Raw genomic sequence first — 17,404 nt, 5'->3', positions numbered from 1 at the left:
ATGGAGAGGATTGAATGTCTAACGGTAAACCTATGGAAATCACCGCCGGATCGGGGCACCAGCTCGGCGCCAATTATGATGGTGCAGGCGTCAACTTTGCGCTGTTCTCAGCACACGCGGAACGGGTCGAACTCTGTCTGTACGATGAGAGCGGCCAGCATGAAATTGCCCGCTTCGATCTGCCGGAATATACCCACGAAATCTGGCACGGCTACGTGCCCGGGCTGAAACCCGGCGCGCTGTATGGCTATCGCGTTCACGGACCGTTCGATCCGGAAAACGGTCACCGTTTTAACCCGAGCAAATTACTGATTGATCCCTACGCCCGCGAGCTGCAGGGCAACATCGACTGGAATGAAGCGCACTTCGCTTACGATTTACTGCACGAAGATAAAGATCTGACGCTGGATACCCGTGACAGCGCGCCGTTTACCCCCAAGTGCCGGGTAATTGATACCAATGAGTTTGACTGGCAGGACCACAACCGGCCCAGCATTCTGTGGTCCAGCACGGTGATTTATGAAACCCACGTCAAAGGTTTCACCCAGCTTAATCCGGCCATTCCGGCAGAGATGCGCGGCACCTATGACGGCATGAGCCACAAATCTACCGTCGATTACATCAAAAGCCTTGGCGTGACCTCAGTGGAATTGCTGCCGGTGCACTGGTTCCCGGACGATCAGCATCTGCTGGATCGCGGACTGAAAAACTTCTGGGGCTACAACTCGCTGGCCTTTTTCGCGCCTGCCAGCCGCTATTTTGGCCCGCGCGGTATTCAGGGCTTTCGCGACATGGTGCGCGCTTTCCACGATGCCGGCATCGAAGTGATTCTCGACGTGGTGTATAACCACACCGCGGAAGGCAACGAACTGGGGCCGACGCTGTCGTTTAAAGGGATTGATAACTTCTCCTACTACCGCACGCTGCCGGATCAGCACCGTTATTACATCAACGATACCGGCACTGGCAACACGGTGAATACCTCCCATCCGCGCGTGCTGCAGCTGGTGACGGATTCGCTGCGCTACTGGGCAGAATCGATGCATATCGACGGTTTTCGCTTCGACCTCGGCACCATTCTTGGCCGCGAGCCGGAAGGGTTCGATCAGCGTGGCGGCTTCTTTGATGCCATGACGCAGGATCCGGTGTTGTCTAAGCTGAAGCTGATCGGCGAACCCTGGGACATCGGCCCCGGTGGCTACCAGGTGGGTGGTTTCCCGCCCGGCTGGGCCGAATGGAACGACAAATATCGCGACACGGTGCGTGAGTACTGGAAAGGCGACAACGTCTCAACCGACTTTGCCGCGCGCCTGCTTGGTTCCGGCGATCTGTACGATCAACGCGGCCGCCGCCCGTGGGCCAGCGTCAATTTCATCACCGCGCACGATGGCTTTACGCTGAACGATCTGGTCTCGTACAACGACAAGCATAACGATGCCAACGGGGAAGATAACAACGACGGCCACAACGATAACCGTTCGTACAATTACGGTGCCGAAGGCCCCACCGACGACGAAGGCATCAACGCGGTGCGCGAGCGGCAGAAGCGTAACTTCCTCGCCACGCTGTTTTTCTCTCACGGCACACCGATGCTGCTGGCGGGCGATGAGTTTGGCCGCAGCCAGATGGGCAACAACAACGGCTATTGCCAGGATAGCGAGATTTCCTGGCTGCACTGGGAAGATCTGCCGGCTTCCGCTGATGCGTTACGCGATTTCACCCGTCAGGTGATTGCGCTGCGCGCGCAGCAGCCGCTGCTGCGACGCGAAAGCTGGCGCGACGGCATGGAGATTAAATGGTTTAACGCCGGCGGCGGTTTCCAGCAGGCGGAACAGTGGGATGAGGGCTCGACGCTCGGCGTGTACATTGGGCGTCCGGACCTGCAAACCGAAGAGGGTATCTGGCACGATGTGCTGATGCTGTTCAATCCGTTTGAAGGCAATGTGCCGTTCCGCATCCCGCAGTTTGGTGAAGGCGGCTGGGTGCTGGAGCTGACCACCTCCGACAGCGCCAGTAAGGGATTGGTAATTACCAAAGAGAAGGATTTCGAGCTGGAGGGCCGCAGCCTGGCGCTGTTCCGCCGGCCGTGAGTGGAACGCAAGGTGCCGGTTTCCAGGTGCGCATGAATGCGCACCCTACGGAAAAAACGGGACATGCACCCCGCTTTCCAGGTGCGCATGAATGCGCACCCTGCGGAAACAATGGGACATGCACTCCCCGTTTCCATGCGCGCATGAATACGCACCCGACGGAAATAACGGGACATGCACTCCCCGTTTCCAGGTGCGCATGAATGCGCACCCTGCGCAAATAACGGGACATGCACTGTAGGGTCGCCGTTCACGGCGACCGGCTCCATTGTTAACCCGCCAGCCTCTTCTGATACCCGGCGCTAAAATTTCATTAACTAAAAACCACAATCTGCCGATGTTCTTTAATCTGCCCTTGTACCCGCCGCGTCAGGCGTCGGGGTGCGTTTAGATTAAGGATAATAAGATGAACATCTCCCAACGATTGTTACTGACCTTTTCCATGCTGTTTGGCGCCATCATTCTGCAAGCCGTGCTCGCCATCTCACTGCTTTCCGGCTTCCAGGAGCGCTTTGAATATGTGCAAACCAATGCCATCCCCTCGATCAAAGACCTCAACACGTTAATTGATCGCAGCAATCAGCTGGCGCTGACGCTCTACAAACATCAGACCCAGCTGCAGGACAGCAACATGCCTGCGGTTGAAGCGGACATTGATAAACAGATCGGCGGCCTGAAATCGCTCACCGATTACTACCTGACTCACAACCTCTCCAGTGACGAAGATAAGCGCCTGACCGAGCTGGCCTTTGCCAATATTCAGCGCGTGAGCGAGCGGCTGCCGGCGTTTCTCACTGCCTCGCGCGCGCATCAAAACGCCATCAGCCTTGATCTGATCGAGGGGCAGAACGGCATTGGTGCCGCCATTCGCCAGCTGGTCACCAATTACCAGCAGCAGCTGATGCTGAATATTTCTATCGGCGATGAGTTACGCGCCACCAACCTCAGCACCTTCCATGAAGTGCTGTGGACCACCATTACCGGCGTGATAGCCACAGTGATTATTTTTGGCCTGTTCGCCCTGTTCACCGTGCTGCGCATTCGTCGCAGTCTGTCCGATGTCGGCAAAGTCATGATGCGCGCCAGCGAAAATCTCGACCTGACGCTGAGCGCCGACGAAAGCCGTCGCGATGAGGTGGGCACCATGGCGCACTCTTTCAATCAGCTGATGCGCAGCGTCGCCAGTTCGTTAAGCGCCGTGCGCAGCGCCTCACATTCGGTGGGCAGCGCGTCAGTGGAGATCGCCGCCGGTAACGAAGACCTCTCTGCGCGTACCGAGCAGCAGGCTGCTTCGCTGGAGCAGACCGCGGCCAGCATGACTGAACTGAGTGAAACCGTACGTCAGACCGCCGATAACACGCGTCAGGCCAGCCAGCTGGCGGCTAACGCCAGTTCGCTGTCGGAAAAAAGTGGTACCTCGCTCAGCACCATGCTCTCGACCATGGATGACATTCGTGGCAGCTCGCGCAAGGTCACGGACATTGTTTCGATGATCGAAGGTATCGCTTTCCAGACCAATATTCTGGCGCTCAACGCCGCAGTCGAAGCCGCACGCGCCGGTGAGCACGGCAAGGGCTTTGCGGTGGTGGCCGGCGAAGTACGCAGCCTGTCTCAGCGCTCCACTTCCGCCGCACGCGAAATTAAGGGACTGATTGAAGAGTCGCATCGACTGACCGAAGCCGGGGCCGCCCAGGCCAGCGACGTCAGCAGCAATATGCAGGTAATGAATGACGCTATCCATCAGGTCAGCGAACTGATGAGCGAAATCGCCGCGGCCGCGGTTGAGCAGAGTCAGGGCATCAGCCAGGTGCAGCAGGCGGTGAATCAGATGGATGATGTGACGCAGCAGAACGCCGCGCTGGTGGAGCAGGCCTCAGCCGCGTCGCAATCGCTGCAGGAGCAGGCCCAGACGCTCAACCAGCTGGTGACCCGCTTCGTGCTGACGGAATCCGGCGCAACGCCGGTCATCAAGCCTGCGCCGGCGAGCCACAAAGCGCCACAGCCGGGACGCCTGGCACTGGCCAGCGATGCCGACTGGCAGAGTTTCTAATCCCTTTGCCCTCCGCGTCGTCGCGCGGAGGGGCTTTCTCCCACTGACGAATTTTCCCCGGCGCGCTGACGCGAGCGACATTGCCTCAACGAGCGCCAGCAAAACTGCTATTCTGTGAACCATGCTAACGGTCATCAGCAACGAAAGCGTTTTACCTCCGCATGCCCGCCGCTCCCTAAAGGAACCTTATGCACCCTCAGCAACAGACACGCGGTAAATGGGCCATCTTTGGCCTGATGTTTATTCCAGGCTTTACCTGGGCTTCCTGGGTTAGCCGCACGCCCTTTATGCGCGATGTGCTGCACGCCTCGACGGAAATGATGGGCCTGATTCTGTTTGGCTTCTCCTGTGGCTCCATGCTGGGCGTGCTGCTGGCCGGTAAGCTGGTCGCGCACTTTGGCACCAGCCGGGTGATGCGCACGGGTTACCTGATCCTGCTCGGTGGCCTGGTGCTGATGACCGTTGCGTTAACGCTCGCCAGTAGCGGGCTGGTGTTTACCAGTCTGGTGTTGCTGGGCGGCGGAACCGCGCTGATGGATGTGGTGGTTAATGTCGAAGGGGCGGCGTTTGAGCGGCGCATCGGCAAGTCAATCATGACGATCATTCACGGCTTCTTCAGTTTCGGCACGCTGATCGGCGCACTGGCGGGGCTGGCCATGACCGCAGCCGATATCAGCACCTACTGGCACTTTAGCGTGGTGCTGCTGGTTAACCTGCTGATTGCCGCCCTGGCGCTGCGCCATCTGCCCGCCACCAGCGACAGCGAACGCAGCGAACAGCCGCATCACGGCGGCTTTCTGGCCCAGGTCGGACGTGAACTGCGTGACCGCCAGCTGCTGGTGCTCGGCGTGGTGATTCTGGCGATGGCACTGGCGGAAGGCTCGGCTAACGACTGGCTGCCGTTACTAATGATCGACGGCCATAATCTCAATCATACCCAAAGCACGCTGGTCTACGCGGGCTTCACCGCCGGCATGACGCTGGGCCGCTTTCTCGGTGGGCTGGTGGTTGATCGTCTGGGCCGTGTCTGGGTACTGCGCGCCAGCGCTTTCTCCGCCGCGCTGGGGCTGACGCTGGTGATTTTCTCCGATAACCCATGGCTGGCGGCGGCGGCCGTGCTGTTCTGGGGCGTCGGCGCGTCGCTCGGCTTCCCGCTAACGGTCTCGGCGGCGGGCGATGGCCATAACAGCGCGGTGCGCGTCACGATTGCCGCCACGCTGGGTTATCTGGCGTTTCTGGTCGGCCCGCCCGGACTGGGCTTTATCGGCGAACATGCCGGATTGCGCATGGCGATGCTGCCGGTACTGATCATGGTACTGCTGGCGCTGGTGTGCGCCGGTGCGGCTGGCCGCCCGCGTCAGGCAAAAACACCGGCGAAACAATAAATCTCAGGGCACGCGCCAGCTACCCTGCCAGCCATCCGCAGTGGCCTCAAATCGCGCGCGCTGATGGGGCTCACGGCTGACATCCAGCCACTCCACGCTATGCAGCGTGATCTGCACCAGCGCGAAGTGCTCGTCAGGCCCGGCATCCACATCCGGCGCGCTGGCAGGCAGTGCAGCGTCAGGATGGGTGATTACGCTGCCCGGCCTGACCGGTGACTGAAACAACGCGTGCGAATGCGGGCTCAATGCATGCCAGGCTGCGGCACGCTGTTGTGCATCGTCAACGCGCTGAGCCGTGCCCGCCAGCCTGAGCTGAACGCGACTGGCGGCATCATAAGCCAGTAACGCCACCTGCGGCTGGGCTGCAATATCCTGCATTTTGGCGCTGCGCCGATCGGCGGTAAAACGCAGGGCAGGCAGCGTGGGCAAAAACTGCCGTATCACCACGGTGCGCAGGCTGGGCTGGCCGTCGACACTCACCGTTGCCAGCTGCATCAGGGTGAAAGCTGAACGTGATGTGGTGGCAGTGCTAAGTAGCTGCCAGATAGCTTGCAGGCGGTCGTCAAGCGAGATCATGATTCCCTTCCTTAGCGGGCGTGAAGCGGGTTGCTGCCCGCACGTTTCAGCGCCGACAGCGCCAGCGCGCTGAGCAGTAACCCAATGACGATCAGCAGCGCGTAGCTTAGCCACTGCAGCAGCAGAATGCCCAGCACGCCGCCAGCGAGAAACGCCAGCACGGTGTAGCAATGCAGTTTTAGCCGCTCAATGTACAGCGGCGCGTCTTTTGGTGACTCTTTGCGACGCAGCACGTCGAACAGCATCGCCAGCTCAATGCCGATATCGGTTGACGTGCCGGAAACGTGCGTCGTGCGCACGCGGGCATTGGAGATGCGCGTTACCACCGCATTTTGCAGGCCCATCAGAAAGCTCAGGCTGAGAATCAGTAACACGCCGGCCTGACTAAAACGAAAGCCGCTTTCGACAATCCCCAGCACCAGCAACGCAATGCCCTCGAGCAGAATATTGATGGCGTAGATGCCGCGTATCTGCCGCCTGCGGCCGGAATTGATGATCAGCGTGGAAACCGACGAACCGGCGATGAATAACAGCACAATCAGCAGGAAGAACAGCCCGATATGCAGATTAGCTTTGGCCAGATGATCGGACAGTGATGAGACGTTACCGGTCATGTTGGCAGAGAAAAAACCAACCGTTTCGAACGCCGCAGTGTTCAGTGCGCCCGCCACGGCGGCCAGCGTCGCCGCCAGGCGGATGTCGGTGTTGAAAGTGCGCGTATCCTCAGTGGAGATCAGCATGAAAAGGTCCTGGCCCGGCAAAAGGTTTATCATCCTCCGGCGGTCAAAAATTCTCAACTGGCAGGGCTGAACATTAACGCGGTTCGCTGTCGATCAGCGCACGCCGGGCCAGGCGTTTGGGCAGGATTTGACCCTGTCACCGATAAGCCGGATAATTTGGAAACGATTCATTCTAAATAGCCCGCATTATGACCAGTAAACCCAATCCGGCGCCGGTTGCCAGAGAGCGCGGCAGACCGCGCAATTTTGATATCGACGAAGCGCTCGACAGCGCCATGATCGTGTTCCGCCAGAAGGGTTTTCATGCGGCCTCGATTGCCGATTTAGGTGAAGCGATGAACCTGACGGCGGGCAGTATCTATAAAGCGTTTCAGGATAAACGTTCCCTGTTTCTGCGGGTGTTTGAGCGCTACATCCTGCTGCGCAATGGGGACCTGCGCGCCCGTTTGCAACAGTACCCGACCGGCCGGGCACGCATTGCTGAGCTGTTGCAGTTTTATCTCGACTCAGCCAGCGAGATCGAGGGCAGACGCGGCTGCCTGGTGGTTGGCAGTACCGTGGAACTGCAAACGCTGGACGAAGAGTTATCCCAGCTGGTGCGTGAAGCGGTATTACGCAACCGCAACTTCCTGACTTCGCTGGTTGAACAGGGACAAGAGGACGGATCGATTTCGCCACGACTGGATGCCGACACCGCCGCCGGACTGCTGCTTTGCGTGGCATTTGGTATGCGCGTGGTAGGCAAAATTCAGGATGTGACTAATGGCAAAGAAACCATTAATATGGTGCTCAGCATTCTGGACTGATTCGTCTGGCCTATTAGGAAATAGGCGTTTCCTAATTAATATTCGCCGCGATAACTTTTTAAACCCTGGAATCGCGCGCTTAATAATATTTATCAGTCAGTAACATATTACTTAGATTTATGTTTATTTGTTCCGGGGGTTGAGTGAAGCACGATGAATTAGAAGATGCCGATGAGATCTATCTTTTATTGGGCAAAGTCGTCACACAGATTGTACAACCGGGTGAAACCTTATCTGTTCAGCAAATAATTGGCGCGCTGTATCGCACGGGCTTGCGCTCTGAGAACCCGGCCATCCAGCAGGCCTGCGATAATGCGATCAGGCTGCTGGCCAAAAAGCTGAATTAACGCACTGCTATCAGGGTAATGATGATGCGATACGATCCTTTTCATAATAATTCTGAAGATGCATTACCATGGACTGGTGGATCGCTGCAGGCAAAGCAGCATGAGTTACTTGGCACGCTGGTGCAGGAAATTTTGTGTAGCGGCAAGTTGCTGAACCGAAAAACCCTGTTTGTTGCGCTAATAGCACGCCTCGACCAGTGCGACGATGTGATATTGAAAACGCATTACGAGGCTATTTTTTCTCTGCTGCTTGGTCGCCTGGCCGCTGAGTAATATCGCAACGCTATCCTGCCTTCCCAATATACGCGGCGAAACACATTAGCCGCGCCTGGTAATTTCCTCCTCATCAATTGCACGCTAAACCGCATTAATTGTGCAAAGAAAGCGAGTCAGGTCAGACCAGAATCCGGATTTTGTTCTACGCTTATAGCTGGACTTCAGACCAATCAGGGAAATTACTATGAAGAAACTGACTGTAGCGGCTGTGTTATTGACATCAATTTTTGCCATCGCCGGCTGTTCATCGAATCAGGCGATTAAAACCACCGACGGACGTACTATCGTCACCGATGGTAAGCCACAGGTGGATAGTGATACTGGCCTGGTCTCTTATAAAGATGCGCAAACCGGTAAAACAGAACAGATTAACCGTGACCAGATCACCAATATGAGTGAACTGAACAACTGATCTACTCGATAGGGAGAGCGACATGAAAAAAGTGATTTTGTTACCACTGGCAGCCATTGTGGCACTGAGCGCCCTGACCGGCTGTACCCGTACCAGCTACGCCATTCATACCAATGATGGCCGTACCATTGTCAGCGATGGTAAACCGCATGAAGCGGAAAGCGGACTGCTGGGCTACGTTGATGCCAATGGTGTCAAACAGCAGATCAACAAAGCGGATGTCAAAGAAGTCTCTGAGATTCCGCATTAATCGGTTCTTATCAAGCCCGCGCAGCGGGCTTTTTTGTGCCAGAACTTTGTGATTAAACCAATACGCAGGGCCGTCGTAAGAGAGCCATCCGGTCCATCGCGCGCCTTTGGTCTCAGGGACGCACGACGGTGAGTTTAAATGAACCGCTGTTTTTCGCAGCATGCGCGACTGAATCATTCACTCTCTCAAGCGGAAACTCGGTTACGTCATAGTGGCTCAGATCAAGCAGTCCCGCGCGTATAAGGCCGCAGAGCGTAGGGACTGCCGAAGGTTCATACATCCACTGCCCTTTTACGGTAATGAGGTTACGCATTATCCAGGGATAAGGTAGCGAAAGATCGTCCCCTCCCAGCATGCCAACACCGCCCATAAGGACTGCACGACCATAAGGTCTGACTGACATAATCGCATTCCGGGCGACAGAGGCCTGCGCAGACGGCGGAAGGAAATCAAGGACCGCATCAATGGGTCCCCCGGCCATGTGCTTCATGGCAGCAATATCGATCTCTGCTGTGCCTGTGAGCTTTACTGTTTCCACACGCGATCCAAAACGTTTTTTCAAATCGTTCAGTACCCGTTCACTACGGCCCGGTGCGATGACTTTATGGGCTCCCATGGCCAGGGCAGCAAGCACAGCGGAACTGCCGAAATTACCGGTTGCACCACTGACCAGCAGGCGCTCTCCCGCTTTCAAATCCATAGATAACAATCCGCCATAGGCTATAAGCAGCGTATTGATGGCACACCACCGCCCCGCTTCTGCAGGCGATATGTCGCCAATGGGCACCGCGTTTTCAGTCGGAATGCGTATTTGTTCAGCAAGACTGCCATTCAGGTGATATTGCTGGATTTTTTGTCCTCCTTCACCACGGGCACTCCATCCCTGAAGGACAATTTCTGGCGACAGCGCGTTGTCACGGGAACGCACCGTCGGATCGCAGAATACCCAGTCTCCTGGTTTCAGCCAGGCTGAGTCAGGGCCGGTCTGGCGAACCTTTCCGATGGCACCACAGCCCGGGATGACCGGCACAGGTAAAAGATATTTTCTCTCCCCACTCAGTACTTCATTCGTGTAGGAGAGAACGGGCGCCGCAACCACATCGACAATGACTTCCCCGGTTCCCATCACCGGTGCAGGCACATTCTTAACGTCTAGCGGACGGCCAAAGGCAGTAAGCACAGCAGCTTTCATGGTCATATTCTCCTGAGGGCATAGAACAATATGAAACCATCATAGGGCGACCAAAAACGGCGTAAAATACACTAGTTTTATACAGGTATAATTTACTACCAGGTTCAAAAAATGGTTAAGAATACTGAGCTCAGTCAGTTTTTACGTTCACGACGTGCAAGGGTTAAGCCTGAGCGTCCCCCCTCTGCCGGGCCAGAAAGACGGCGAACGCCCGGGCTAAGGCGTGAGGAAGTTGCGGCGATGCTGGGAATAAGTACGGAATGGTATACCAAAATCGAACAGGGACGGGTCAGCACGCTTTCCGAACGGATAGTTAACGCCCTGGGTAAAGCTCTGCAGCTGAACGAGGCAGAATTTCTGCACCTGAAAACACTGACAGGCCGGAAAAAAAGTGCAGATATCGAACATGAAGTTCCGGCTAGCTTATCGCATCTGGTCAGGGCGCTGAGTGAGCCTGCCTACGTCACCAATGACAGATGGGATGTATTGGTGTGGAATTCTGCAGCAGAACAGGTCGTCACGGACTTCAGCCTGTTGGCTGCAGATGAGCGAAATATCATGGTTTTCATGTTCACTACAGAGCAGGCCAGATACCTTTTTGGCGACACCTGGGCTGCAGAGGCACAGAGAATGCTCGGCCTGTTTCATTCCAGTTATTCACGAAATGCAGACAATGAGACCTTCACTGCGCTGGTAGAACGCTTAAGCCGTGAATGCCCGGAGTTTGATACATGGTGGAGCGAGCATGTGATAACGGCGCCGGTGTCCGGAGAGAAAAAACTCACTGGGAAGGACGGGATAACGCGGACATACTGCTATTCAACGTTTACGTCAAATGACTCCCCTGCACTCAAACTGGCAATTTATGTCCCGTTGTTATCTGCATCGGGCAGCAAGGTTATATGACATCATGATTCCGCCGGAGCAGTGTTAAGGGGTTTAGCTGAGTCTGCCGTAGCATATAAAGAGCGATCTAACCTGCCGGTGATCCATGACGAAGTGGAGCGGCAGCAGCGTGAAGAAATACGTTATCGCTTCCAGGAGAGCGGACATTATTCCGGGTTATGCCGACTGCTGGACTGCACACGTTTTACATACATAACCCATCTGCTATTCAGTACAGGTGACAGGCTGTTTCATATTGCGTCCCGCAGGCTACCAGCGTGGTGTAGAAAACCATGAAGTCAGCCAGTCTGTTAATGCACTGATTTTTGCCGACTGCAACTGGCTTGAAGGTTTCATTAACCAGACACCATCCTCGCCTGTTGCCTGCCAGTCCGACAGCACTGGCACCAGTGAACCCTCAGCCAGTTCTTTCTGTACCAGCCAGTTGGCCGCGAGTAATATTCCCATACCCGATTGAGCGGCCAGTATAAGCCCATCCATTTCGTCACTCTCGTAACGCGTCTTAACAGGTACCGCTATCTGTTGACCGTCTTTCTCAAGTCGCCATTCGGGCCAGCTGTGCATGGGCGTGAAACCCAGGCAATCATGCTTACGAAGGTCCTGAGGGTGTGTTACAGGAGAATGGCGCTCCAGGTAATCCGGCGCGACACATAAAATGCGACTTGTATTTGCCAGCTTTCGGGCAATTAATCTGCTGTCCTTCAGAACACCAATACGGATTGCCATATCAAAATTATCACCCAGTAAATCTACGTAGCGATCGCTGCAGTGCAACACAATACGGATGTCAGGATAGGCTTTCAAAAAGAATGGTAAGGCCTGCACCACCCACTTTCGTCCGAATGAGGCTGGAACGGTAAGGCGAATCGTCCCGGCCGGACGCGCTGCCAAATCACGGGCTTCTTCTTCCGCTTCCCGCAGCAGTTCATCTGCCAATTCAATTTTTTGCCGATAGCGTAAGCCTTCTTCTGTGGGACGTATGCGTCGGGTGGTGCGTTCCAGCAGGCGAATTCCCAGACGTTTTTCTAATGCAGCTACACGCCGGGAAACGACAGAGACATCTCTTCCCAAATCGCGCGCACCAGCACTAAAGCTGCCAGCGCGCACTACCGCAAGAAAAGCTTCCCGCTGACGATAATCGTCATCATGCATTATTGCACCTTATGCAACAGTTATTTGTTTTTCAGGCTCATTATAGCGTCAGTTCTGCCTCAAAATGGTCGTATTAATTGAACAGGGGGACACCATGAAAGCTATCCACTTATCCGCTGCTGGAATAGACGGCTTAAAAATATGTAATATTTCACGCCCACAACCAGGGTATGGCGAAGTGCTGATTCGTCAGCATGCTGTGAGTCTGAATTACCTTGATTTGGCGCTGGCCACTGGTAAATTCGGCGCTATTTCGCAGCCGGTTATTCCTGGTGCAGACAGCGCGGGGGAAATTGTTGAGTCTGGAGAGGGAGTTGAAGGCTGGCAAATCGGCGAACGCGTGGTGCCGGGTATGATGTCTCACTGGCATGCTGGAGCAATACGATCTGAACATCATCAAACATTACGCGGAGTTACGACCAACGGCGGGCTGGCAGAATACGCTGTAGTGCCTGCTAAGTCACTGGCGCATATACCCGATTTTCTCAACTGGCAGCAGGCAGCGACGTTACCCATTGCCGCAACGACAGCATGGAACGCTATAGTGCGTGGTAAAATACAGCCCGGTAGCACTGTTTTACTGCTTGGCACGGGAGGTGTGAGTCTGTTTGCATTGCAATATGCGAAGGCAGCAGGTGCGCGGGTGATCATCATTTCCTCTTCTGATGAAAAACTGGACAGAGTGAAAGCCCTGGGAGCGGATGAAGGAATTAACTATCACGAGGTGCCAGAATGGGATCAACGGGTGCTTAAGCTGACTGATGGGCATGGCGCTGATCTCGTACTGGAATCCGTGGGCGGCTCAACATTTGCGAAATCGATTAACGCAGCAGCTCATAACGGAACCATTTTCGTTATTGGTTTTGTTGGTGGTGCTGAAGTCAGCATGCCTGTTCTGCCCGTAATGCAAAAGATGTTGAATATTGTGGGTAACAATACGGGTTCGACTTCAGATTTGCGCGCGGCGGTCAGAGCGATTGAAACCTCTACGATTTATCCCGTAATTGATCGTATTTTCCCTTTTGCCGATATACGGAAAGCTTATCGCTACCTTGAGGCTGCCGGACATATCGGGAAAGTGGTTATTAGTCTGGATGCATAACGCTGAATCAGCCGGGGAGTTCATCATGGGGCCTGATACCGGCTGATTACTCCTGTCCAGTAATGATGGACACTATTTTCCAGGAAAGGAAGCCCGCTGCGCAAAAGCGCTGAATGAAACGCTGGCATAAGAGTGCAGGATTCATTTTTTTTCCTGAGAAGTATTGATAGTCCGATTTTCCATCAGGTGATAAGGTCAGGTTTCCCGGGAATTCTTAAACAGGATTGAGCGTGACTATTTCAGAGAACTATGAGTGGCATAAAGATAACTACCTGATCAGTACAGACAGAAAAAAACTGGATGTGCAGGCTATCCATCTCTATCTCACGAGGTCAACCTGGGCAAAAGGGATTGATCTGGCTCTTGTCCGTGCATCCGTTGAAAACAGCCTTAATTTCGGTGTGTATCACGATGACGCCCAGATTGGTTTCGCGCGCTTAATAACAGATTACGCTACGTTCGCTTACCTTTGTGATGTTTATATCCTGGAGGAATATCAGGGAGAAGGGTTGGGTAGATGGGTGATGCAATGCATACATGTTCATCCTGTTTTTGAGCGACTCCGCAGGATCATGTTGTTTACAACCACAGCGCCCTGGCTCTATGAAAAGTTTGGCTACGAGCCTGTTAATCGGGAAAACTATGCATGGAGTATCACACGTCCTGATATTTACACTCATGCAAAAAAGACTGGCTGACCTGCGCTCCTGTTTGTCTCCAGTCTGGCGTATACACTCCAGATCTGCAATGTCCGCTTCTGGCACTGAGCGGACAGCCCATCTCCCCAGATGTCCGCTATGAGCGAGGAGCCGACATTGCTAACAGCCTTATGTGTGAATTCTCAGGGAGCAGGTCTTCTACTCACTACATTTAGAGGTAATTGAAATAAAATCACCTACATATAGTGATTAATGTTTTTTAAGTGCTTGACAATTCTGCACATGGCATTTAACGGTGTCTGTGGTAAACTATCCAAAAATGATCAACAGTGTTTGATTGTGGATAACCGTTGGATATATGGGGAGGATAAATGGCTAAATATGAACTTCGACCGCTGTCAGATAGCCGCAAGGCTGACATTGCTCGCAGTGCATTAGCACAAAATAGCGCCCCTGCTAAGCCTGCTGCTTCGATGTCTTCTGGCTCTGCCTCAATGCAGAGATCACGAGATAATGCGCGAGTGATGATGGATCGCGCATTCAGGTCAATTGCAGCCAAAGGATAATTTTACTTTAGTTGATTAAAGCGCCTTTTTTGGCGCTTTTTTATTGCGGAAAAGCCAAATGGAAAAGCTCTGGGTTTTTACTCAATTAGTTACAGGAAAAGATGACACCTCAGGCTTTTTAGCTTACGCGCTCTATAAGCACGACAAAAATGAATACGCAGAGAAGTTGCGTAGGAGCGGCGAATGCACAGAAGAATATATTAATACCCAGCTGAAGATCTTTCATGAGCAGACAGTTAACACGCCTGGCCGAATCGAGTCTTACAAAGAGAAAGCAGAAGCCATCGTCACAAACTTAACAGACCAGATAGATGCTGACATCAGGCTTGAGTACGATGCACAGTTAGCCGGTGCTAACTTACAAGATGCTGAAATAGGACGGCTGAAAGCAGAAATACAGAATATGAAGGCATCACGGGAGAGCGAATTAAGGAAGGCTGGGGAGGATGCTATCCTCAATTTTTATCGTATGGTTGAAATCACCCAAGCACGCAAACGTGGGCGTGTTTCCCGCTCGTTAGGATGGTACTGGAATGGGTTTGCCAGCATTTTCGCCACCATAACCTTCGCTGTCATTGTCTATGGCATTTGTACTTGGGCATTGCCACAAAAATCTAGAAACGACATTGTGGATGGAGCGTTTAAAAATTTGCAGGGTTCATTATTCCAGCAGCCAAATATTCAGCTTAATAACGAAAAAAATGAGAACGCTCAGCAATCTAACACAACCCCTGAATAGGACCTACTTGATGCGATAGTTGCCTCGCAATCTCGCAGGGCTTTCCTTTTCAGATATTTTGCTATCCCAATTCGCCCGCGCGGTGCATTAAAATAGATTTCGCGGGTTGTTACTGTGCGTTTGATTGACATTCCGATTCCTCCTGATATTCAATAAGTAATGAGAAAAACCGTTTCCATTCAGTTACTGGTATTTACCTGGACGGAATAACCCGAATGCCCATGAGCGTGCGGTTTCATGTCAAAAACAAACAGCTGAACGACCGCTTCTGGCACAAAACGGACATTCAGCATGCATTTTTACAAAGTACCAACATCCCAATGGGCAGTATGTGAAAGCATATAACCTTTCACTCGTCCCGTGTTTATAAGCCCCCATACCCCACACCTGTTTTTTTGAGAATACCTGCTTAGCCTGGTGCGGACGCGGATATGAGCATGCCCGCACTTTCTGGGCATAAACAGGGAAAGGTAGGGTATGGCACGATTTATACGGCTGTAACCGGCTACGCCGGGCGTACGGCGCCGTTCACCTTCACACCGGAACGCTCTGCATGCCCAAAAAAATGAGGTAAAAATTCGTTCATTTTGAGAAACCTATTTTTTTAAGCTGTTCAATCAGGAGTGCTGATACGGGGGAATTGTCATTCAGCTACCGTATTTTTATGGTGGGAGTTGCGATCTGCTTCAGGGCTCTGGTCGATATTTACTGCCCTGGCTAACTCCTCCATTGCCTGTGTTGCTGACCGGAGTCGGTCATCACCCATCTTCATGGACAACTTATCTTTAGCTGATTTCCATACAGGCAAGGCTTCTGCCATGAGCTGGTATCCGGAATCCGTCAGACTTAGCCGCTTTCCTGCGCGACCGCGTCCACCTTCGGAACGGACTAAACCTCTCAATTCCATGTTTTGAACATTTCGGCTCAGGGTTGTGGCATCAACTCCCGCGCTGACCGCAAGATCAACTATTGTGGCGCCCTCGAAAGCTCCAATTCCGACCAACAGGCTAAATTGCTCGGCGGTCAAACCGAGCGATTTGAAACAGACATTGTAGTAGCGCGTGACTGCGCGCGCCGTGGCACGAGCCTGAAATCCCGGACATTCTGCTGCTACATCCCTGAAATACTTTGGATCAAAACCGCTCATGAGGTACCTCTTGAAATCCCGATTAATGAATAATACTGTATATGCATTATTTAACAACTGGAGAAGCATCATGCCTGCATACGTGCATATCAATCTGCGTGTTATCGACCCTGACAGGCAGTCTAAACTGGCTCCCCGGTTTCAGGCAGCTCTGAAAGAAGCTGGCGGGCGAATCCTGCATTTTGGCACCGTCTCGGAGGTTCTTGAAGGCGATGAGGTGCCACTGCCATTAGCTGGCGTATTTGAGTTTCCAACCCTTAACCAGGCGTTAGCCTTCTACAACTCTGAAAAATACGCCCCCATCAAGGCCGAACGCCGGGAAGCTCAGGAAGCACGGATGTTCATTGTCGAAACCGACTGAGACCCTTTCCCGGAATACAGACAGATTCTTTTGAGTACATGCTGTGCCTCCTAAGGCTTTGCAAGGAAACCAAAAATATCCTGCGCAGAGCCTGTTTATGATGAAGACAAAACCTGCATCCCTGGATAGGGTATAAAAATAAGATTCATATAAATCAGTCGTTAAGTGCAACTCTTGATTCCAGATCACAAAAAATTGTTGCCGTTTTCAGTACGCCATAACACCGGTGAACCCGTTTTCGCATCAGTGCACCGATGGCTACCATTTCAGGTTTGCCCCTGAGACACATTTCCTTGTAGATATTACGCATCCGTTTATTGTTAATTTTTCCGCATAGGGCAGACATGTAGAGCTTTGCTCTGAGCTGAGGCGGCCGATTTAAGATATGCGTGGCCGTCCCCGAACGTTTTCAAGAGGCACCACGCCCGGAAAAGCCGCAGCCTGATCTGCTGATTCAACGTTATGGCTGCGCAGCACAACCAGCATGTGCATCCCCAGTGGGGGCCCGACAGATTTAATCGACGTCAGCAGCGCACAATCCCGTTTCAGGTCTGGGCTGGCCTGAATGTCCGCTTTAACCTGCCGTTCAATATTTCTCACTTCTTCATGGAGCAGCTGCGCCATTCTGATTTGAATCGCCACGGATAA

At 53.4% G+C, this 17,404-nt stretch carries 19 protein-coding genes and 1 pseudogene; 14 read left to right on the top strand and 6 right to left on the bottom strand.

All coding sequences use genetic code 11. From position 1 onward, the window contains the following. Window positions 1-14: 14 nt before the first annotated feature. The 3 genes from glgX to ERD80_RS05765 all read left to right on the top strand — a co-directional run bounded on the left by glgX (window position 15) and on the right by ERD80_RS05765 (window position 5,525). Window positions 15-2,090, top strand: coding sequence for a glycogen debranching protein GlgX (gene glgX / locus ERD80_RS05775; protein ID WP_136546168.1), 2,076 nt, complete (start codon window positions 15-17; stop codon window positions 2,088-2,090). A gap of 406 nt (window positions 2,091-2,496) precedes the next feature. Next, entirely contained in the window at window positions 2,497-4,140 is a 1,644-nt protein-coding gene (locus ERD80_RS05770; RefSeq protein ID WP_136546166.1) for a methyl-accepting chemotaxis protein, read from the top strand. Window positions 4,141-4,328: 188 nt separating this feature from the next. Continuing rightward, window positions 4,329-5,525 carry an MFS transporter gene (locus tag ERD80_RS05765; RefSeq protein WP_125310687.1) on the top strand — a complete coding sequence of 399 codons (1,197 nt, stop codon included), beginning with the start codon at window positions 4,329-4,331 and terminating at the stop codon, window positions 5,523-5,525. A 3-nt stretch (window positions 5,526-5,528) separates the two neighbouring features. Here the strand turns inward: ERD80_RS05765 and ERD80_RS05760 are convergent, their stop codons facing one another. Both ERD80_RS05760 and ERD80_RS05755 read right to left on the bottom strand, forming a co-directional pair. Beyond that, on the bottom strand, window positions 5,529-6,101 hold the full coding sequence (locus tag ERD80_RS05760; protein WP_136546164.1) for a pyridoxamine 5'-phosphate oxidase family protein: 573 nt from the start codon (window positions 6,099-6,101) through the stop codon (window positions 5,529-5,531). 11 nt (window positions 6,102-6,112) lie between these two features. Continuing rightward, window positions 6,113-6,841 (bottom strand): YoaK family protein, encoded by a 729-nt coding sequence (locus ERD80_RS05755; protein WP_125310691.1) that lies wholly within the window; start codon window positions 6,839-6,841, stop codon window positions 6,113-6,115. A gap of 188 nt (window positions 6,842-7,029) precedes the next feature. On the opposite strand from ERD80_RS05755, the gene ERD80_RS05750 reads away from it, so the two are divergent. The 5 genes from ERD80_RS05750 to ERD80_RS05730 all read left to right on the top strand — a co-directional run bounded on the left by ERD80_RS05750 (window position 7,030) and on the right by ERD80_RS05730 (window position 8,932). Beyond that, on the top strand, window positions 7,030-7,647 hold the full coding sequence (locus tag ERD80_RS05750) for a TetR/AcrR family transcriptional regulator (RefSeq protein WP_125310693.1): 618 nt from the start codon (window positions 7,030-7,032) through the stop codon (window positions 7,645-7,647). Between the two features lie 143 nt (window positions 7,648-7,790). After that, window positions 7,791-7,994 carry a hypothetical protein gene (locus ERD80_RS05745; RefSeq protein WP_021508701.1) on the top strand — a complete coding sequence of 68 codons (204 nt, stop codon included), beginning with the start codon at window positions 7,791-7,793 and terminating at the stop codon, window positions 7,992-7,994. 18 nt (window positions 7,995-8,012) lie between these two features. Further along, the gene (locus ERD80_RS05740) at window positions 8,013-8,267 is read left to right on the top strand and encodes a biofilm development regulator YmgB/AriR family protein (RefSeq protein WP_125310694.1); all 255 of its coding nucleotides are present in this window, start codon (window positions 8,013-8,015) and stop codon (window positions 8,265-8,267) included. 187 nt (window positions 8,268-8,454) lie between these two features. Continuing rightward, the gene (locus tag ERD80_RS05735; protein WP_021508703.1) at window positions 8,455-8,682 is read left to right on the top strand and encodes a YgdI/YgdR family lipoprotein; all 228 of its coding nucleotides are present in this window, start codon (window positions 8,455-8,457) and stop codon (window positions 8,680-8,682) included. Between the two features lie 22 nt (window positions 8,683-8,704). Beyond that, window positions 8,705-8,932 (top strand): YgdI/YgdR family lipoprotein, encoded by a 228-nt coding sequence (locus tag ERD80_RS05730; RefSeq protein ID WP_136546162.1) that lies wholly within the window; start codon window positions 8,705-8,707, stop codon window positions 8,930-8,932. Window positions 8,933-9,044: 112 nt separating this feature from the next. Here ERD80_RS05730 and ERD80_RS05725 read toward each other — a convergent pair whose 3' ends face one another. After that, window positions 9,045-10,124 carry a zinc-binding dehydrogenase gene (locus ERD80_RS05725; protein ID WP_136546160.1) on the bottom strand — a complete coding sequence of 360 codons (1,080 nt, stop codon included), beginning with the start codon at window positions 10,122-10,124 and terminating at the stop codon, window positions 9,045-9,047. Window positions 10,125-10,235: 111 nt separating this feature from the next. Here ERD80_RS05725 and ERD80_RS05720 point away from each other — a divergent pair, with 111 nt between their 5' ends. Together ERD80_RS05720 and ERD80_RS05715 are read left to right on the top strand one after the other, a co-directional pair. Beyond that, a complete protein-coding gene (locus ERD80_RS05720; protein WP_136546158.1) occupies window positions 10,236-11,030 on the top strand; it encodes a helix-turn-helix transcriptional regulator in 795 nt (264 codons plus the stop codon). 21 nt (window positions 11,031-11,051) lie between these two features. After that, entirely contained in the window at window positions 11,052-11,306 is a 255-nt protein-coding gene (locus ERD80_RS05715; protein ID WP_136546156.1) for a DNA polymerase III subunit theta, read from the top strand. On the opposite strand, the gene ERD80_RS05710 is transcribed toward ERD80_RS05715, so the two are convergent. Then, window positions 11,280-12,182, bottom strand: a complete 903-nt coding sequence (locus ERD80_RS05710) for a LysR family transcriptional regulator (RefSeq protein ID WP_058775118.1) — start codon at window positions 12,180-12,182, stop codon at window positions 11,280-11,282. The two genes, ERD80_RS05715 and ERD80_RS05710, sit on opposite strands and share 27 nt — an antisense overlap. A 94-nt stretch (window positions 12,183-12,276) precedes the next feature. Here ERD80_RS05710 and ERD80_RS05705 point away from each other — a divergent pair, with 94 nt between their 5' ends. From ERD80_RS05705 to ERD80_RS05695, 3 genes are all read left to right on the top strand, one after another. Beyond that, window positions 12,277-13,284 (top strand): NAD(P)-dependent alcohol dehydrogenase, encoded by a 1,008-nt coding sequence (locus ERD80_RS05705; RefSeq protein ID WP_136546154.1) that lies wholly within the window; start codon window positions 12,277-12,279, stop codon window positions 13,282-13,284. 230 nt (window positions 13,285-13,514) lie between these two features. Then, window positions 13,515-13,982, top strand: coding sequence for a GNAT family N-acetyltransferase (locus ERD80_RS05700; RefSeq protein WP_136546152.1), 468 nt, complete (start codon window positions 13,515-13,517; stop codon window positions 13,980-13,982). 585 nt (window positions 13,983-14,567) lie between these two features. Continuing rightward, entirely contained in the window at window positions 14,568-15,248 is a 681-nt protein-coding gene (locus ERD80_RS05695) for a hypothetical protein (RefSeq protein WP_136546150.1), read from the top strand. Between the two features lie 643 nt (window positions 15,249-15,891). Here ERD80_RS05695 and ERD80_RS05690 read toward each other — a convergent pair. Next, window positions 15,892-16,395 (bottom strand): MarR family winged helix-turn-helix transcriptional regulator, encoded by a 504-nt coding sequence (locus ERD80_RS05690; RefSeq protein WP_136546148.1) that lies wholly within the window; start codon window positions 16,393-16,395, stop codon window positions 15,892-15,894. Between the two features lie 70 nt (window positions 16,396-16,465). Between ERD80_RS05690 and ERD80_RS05685 the strand changes: the two genes are divergently transcribed. Beyond that, window positions 16,466-16,756, top strand: a complete 291-nt coding sequence (locus ERD80_RS05685; RefSeq protein WP_088517520.1) for a DUF1330 domain-containing protein — start codon at window positions 16,466-16,468, stop codon at window positions 16,754-16,756. A gap of 154 nt (window positions 16,757-16,910) precedes the next feature. Here the strand turns inward: ERD80_RS05685 and ERD80_RS23035 are convergent. Next, a pseudogene (locus tag ERD80_RS23035) lies at window positions 16,911-17,404 on the bottom strand (transposase); the annotation flags it as partial.

It is taken from the genome of Pantoea sp. R102 (assembly GCF_004916815.1).
GTDB classification, from domain to species: Bacteria; Pseudomonadota; Gammaproteobacteria; order Enterobacterales; family Enterobacteriaceae; genus Pantoea; species Pantoea dispersa.
Note: the sequence above shows the minus strand (reverse complement) of the source record. Positions and strands in the feature narration are given on the sequence as shown.

What these genes read in the sequence shown, in the direction of transcription:
- ERD80_RS05735 (WP_021508703.1), top strand. Translation starts at nt 8,455, where the DNA reads ATGAAGAAACTGACTGTAGCGGCTGTGTTATTGACATCAATTTTTGCC.
- ERD80_RS05725 (WP_136546160.1), bottom strand. Translation starts at nt 10,124, where the DNA reads ATGAAAGCTGCTGTGCTTACTGCCTTTGGCCGTCCGCTAGACGTTAAG.
- ERD80_RS05755 (WP_125310691.1), bottom strand. Translation starts at nt 6,841, where the DNA reads ATGCTGATCTCCACTGAGGATACGCGCACTTTCAACACCGACATCCGC.
- ERD80_RS05770 (WP_136546166.1), top strand. Translation starts at nt 2,497, where the DNA reads ATGAACATCTCCCAACGATTGTTACTGACCTTTTCCATGCTGTTTGGC.
- ERD80_RS05720 (WP_136546158.1), top strand. Translation starts at nt 10,236, where the DNA reads ATGGTTAAGAATACTGAGCTCAGTCAGTTTTTACGTTCACGACGTGCA.
- ERD80_RS05695 (WP_136546150.1), top strand. Translation starts at nt 14,568, where the DNA reads ATGGAAAAGCTCTGGGTTTTTACTCAATTAGTTACAGGAAAAGATGAC.
- ERD80_RS05765 (WP_125310687.1), top strand. Translation starts at nt 4,329, where the DNA reads ATGCACCCTCAGCAACAGACACGCGGTAAATGGGCCATCTTTGGCCTG.
- ERD80_RS05690 (WP_136546148.1), bottom strand. Translation starts at nt 16,395, where the DNA reads ATGAGCGGTTTTGATCCAAAGTATTTCAGGGATGTAGCAGCAGAATGT.
- ERD80_RS05685 (WP_088517520.1), top strand. Translation starts at nt 16,466, where the DNA reads ATGCCTGCATACGTGCATATCAATCTGCGTGTTATCGACCCTGACAGG.
- ERD80_RS05750 (WP_125310693.1), top strand. Translation starts at nt 7,030, where the DNA reads ATGACCAGTAAACCCAATCCGGCGCCGGTTGCCAGAGAGCGCGGCAGA.
- ERD80_RS05740 (WP_125310694.1), top strand. Translation starts at nt 8,013, where the DNA reads ATGATGATGCGATACGATCCTTTTCATAATAATTCTGAAGATGCATTA.
- ERD80_RS05710 (WP_058775118.1), bottom strand. Translation starts at nt 12,182, where the DNA reads ATGCATGATGACGATTATCGTCAGCGGGAAGCTTTTCTTGCGGTAGTG.
- ERD80_RS05760 (WP_136546164.1), bottom strand. Translation starts at nt 6,101, where the DNA reads ATGATCTCGCTTGACGACCGCCTGCAAGCTATCTGGCAGCTACTTAGC.
- glgX (WP_136546168.1), top strand. Translation starts at nt 15, where the DNA reads ATGTCTAACGGTAAACCTATGGAAATCACCGCCGGATCGGGGCACCAG.
- ERD80_RS05705 (WP_136546154.1), top strand. Translation starts at nt 12,277, where the DNA reads ATGAAAGCTATCCACTTATCCGCTGCTGGAATAGACGGCTTAAAAATA.
- ERD80_RS05730 (WP_136546162.1), top strand. Translation starts at nt 8,705, where the DNA reads ATGAAAAAAGTGATTTTGTTACCACTGGCAGCCATTGTGGCACTGAGC.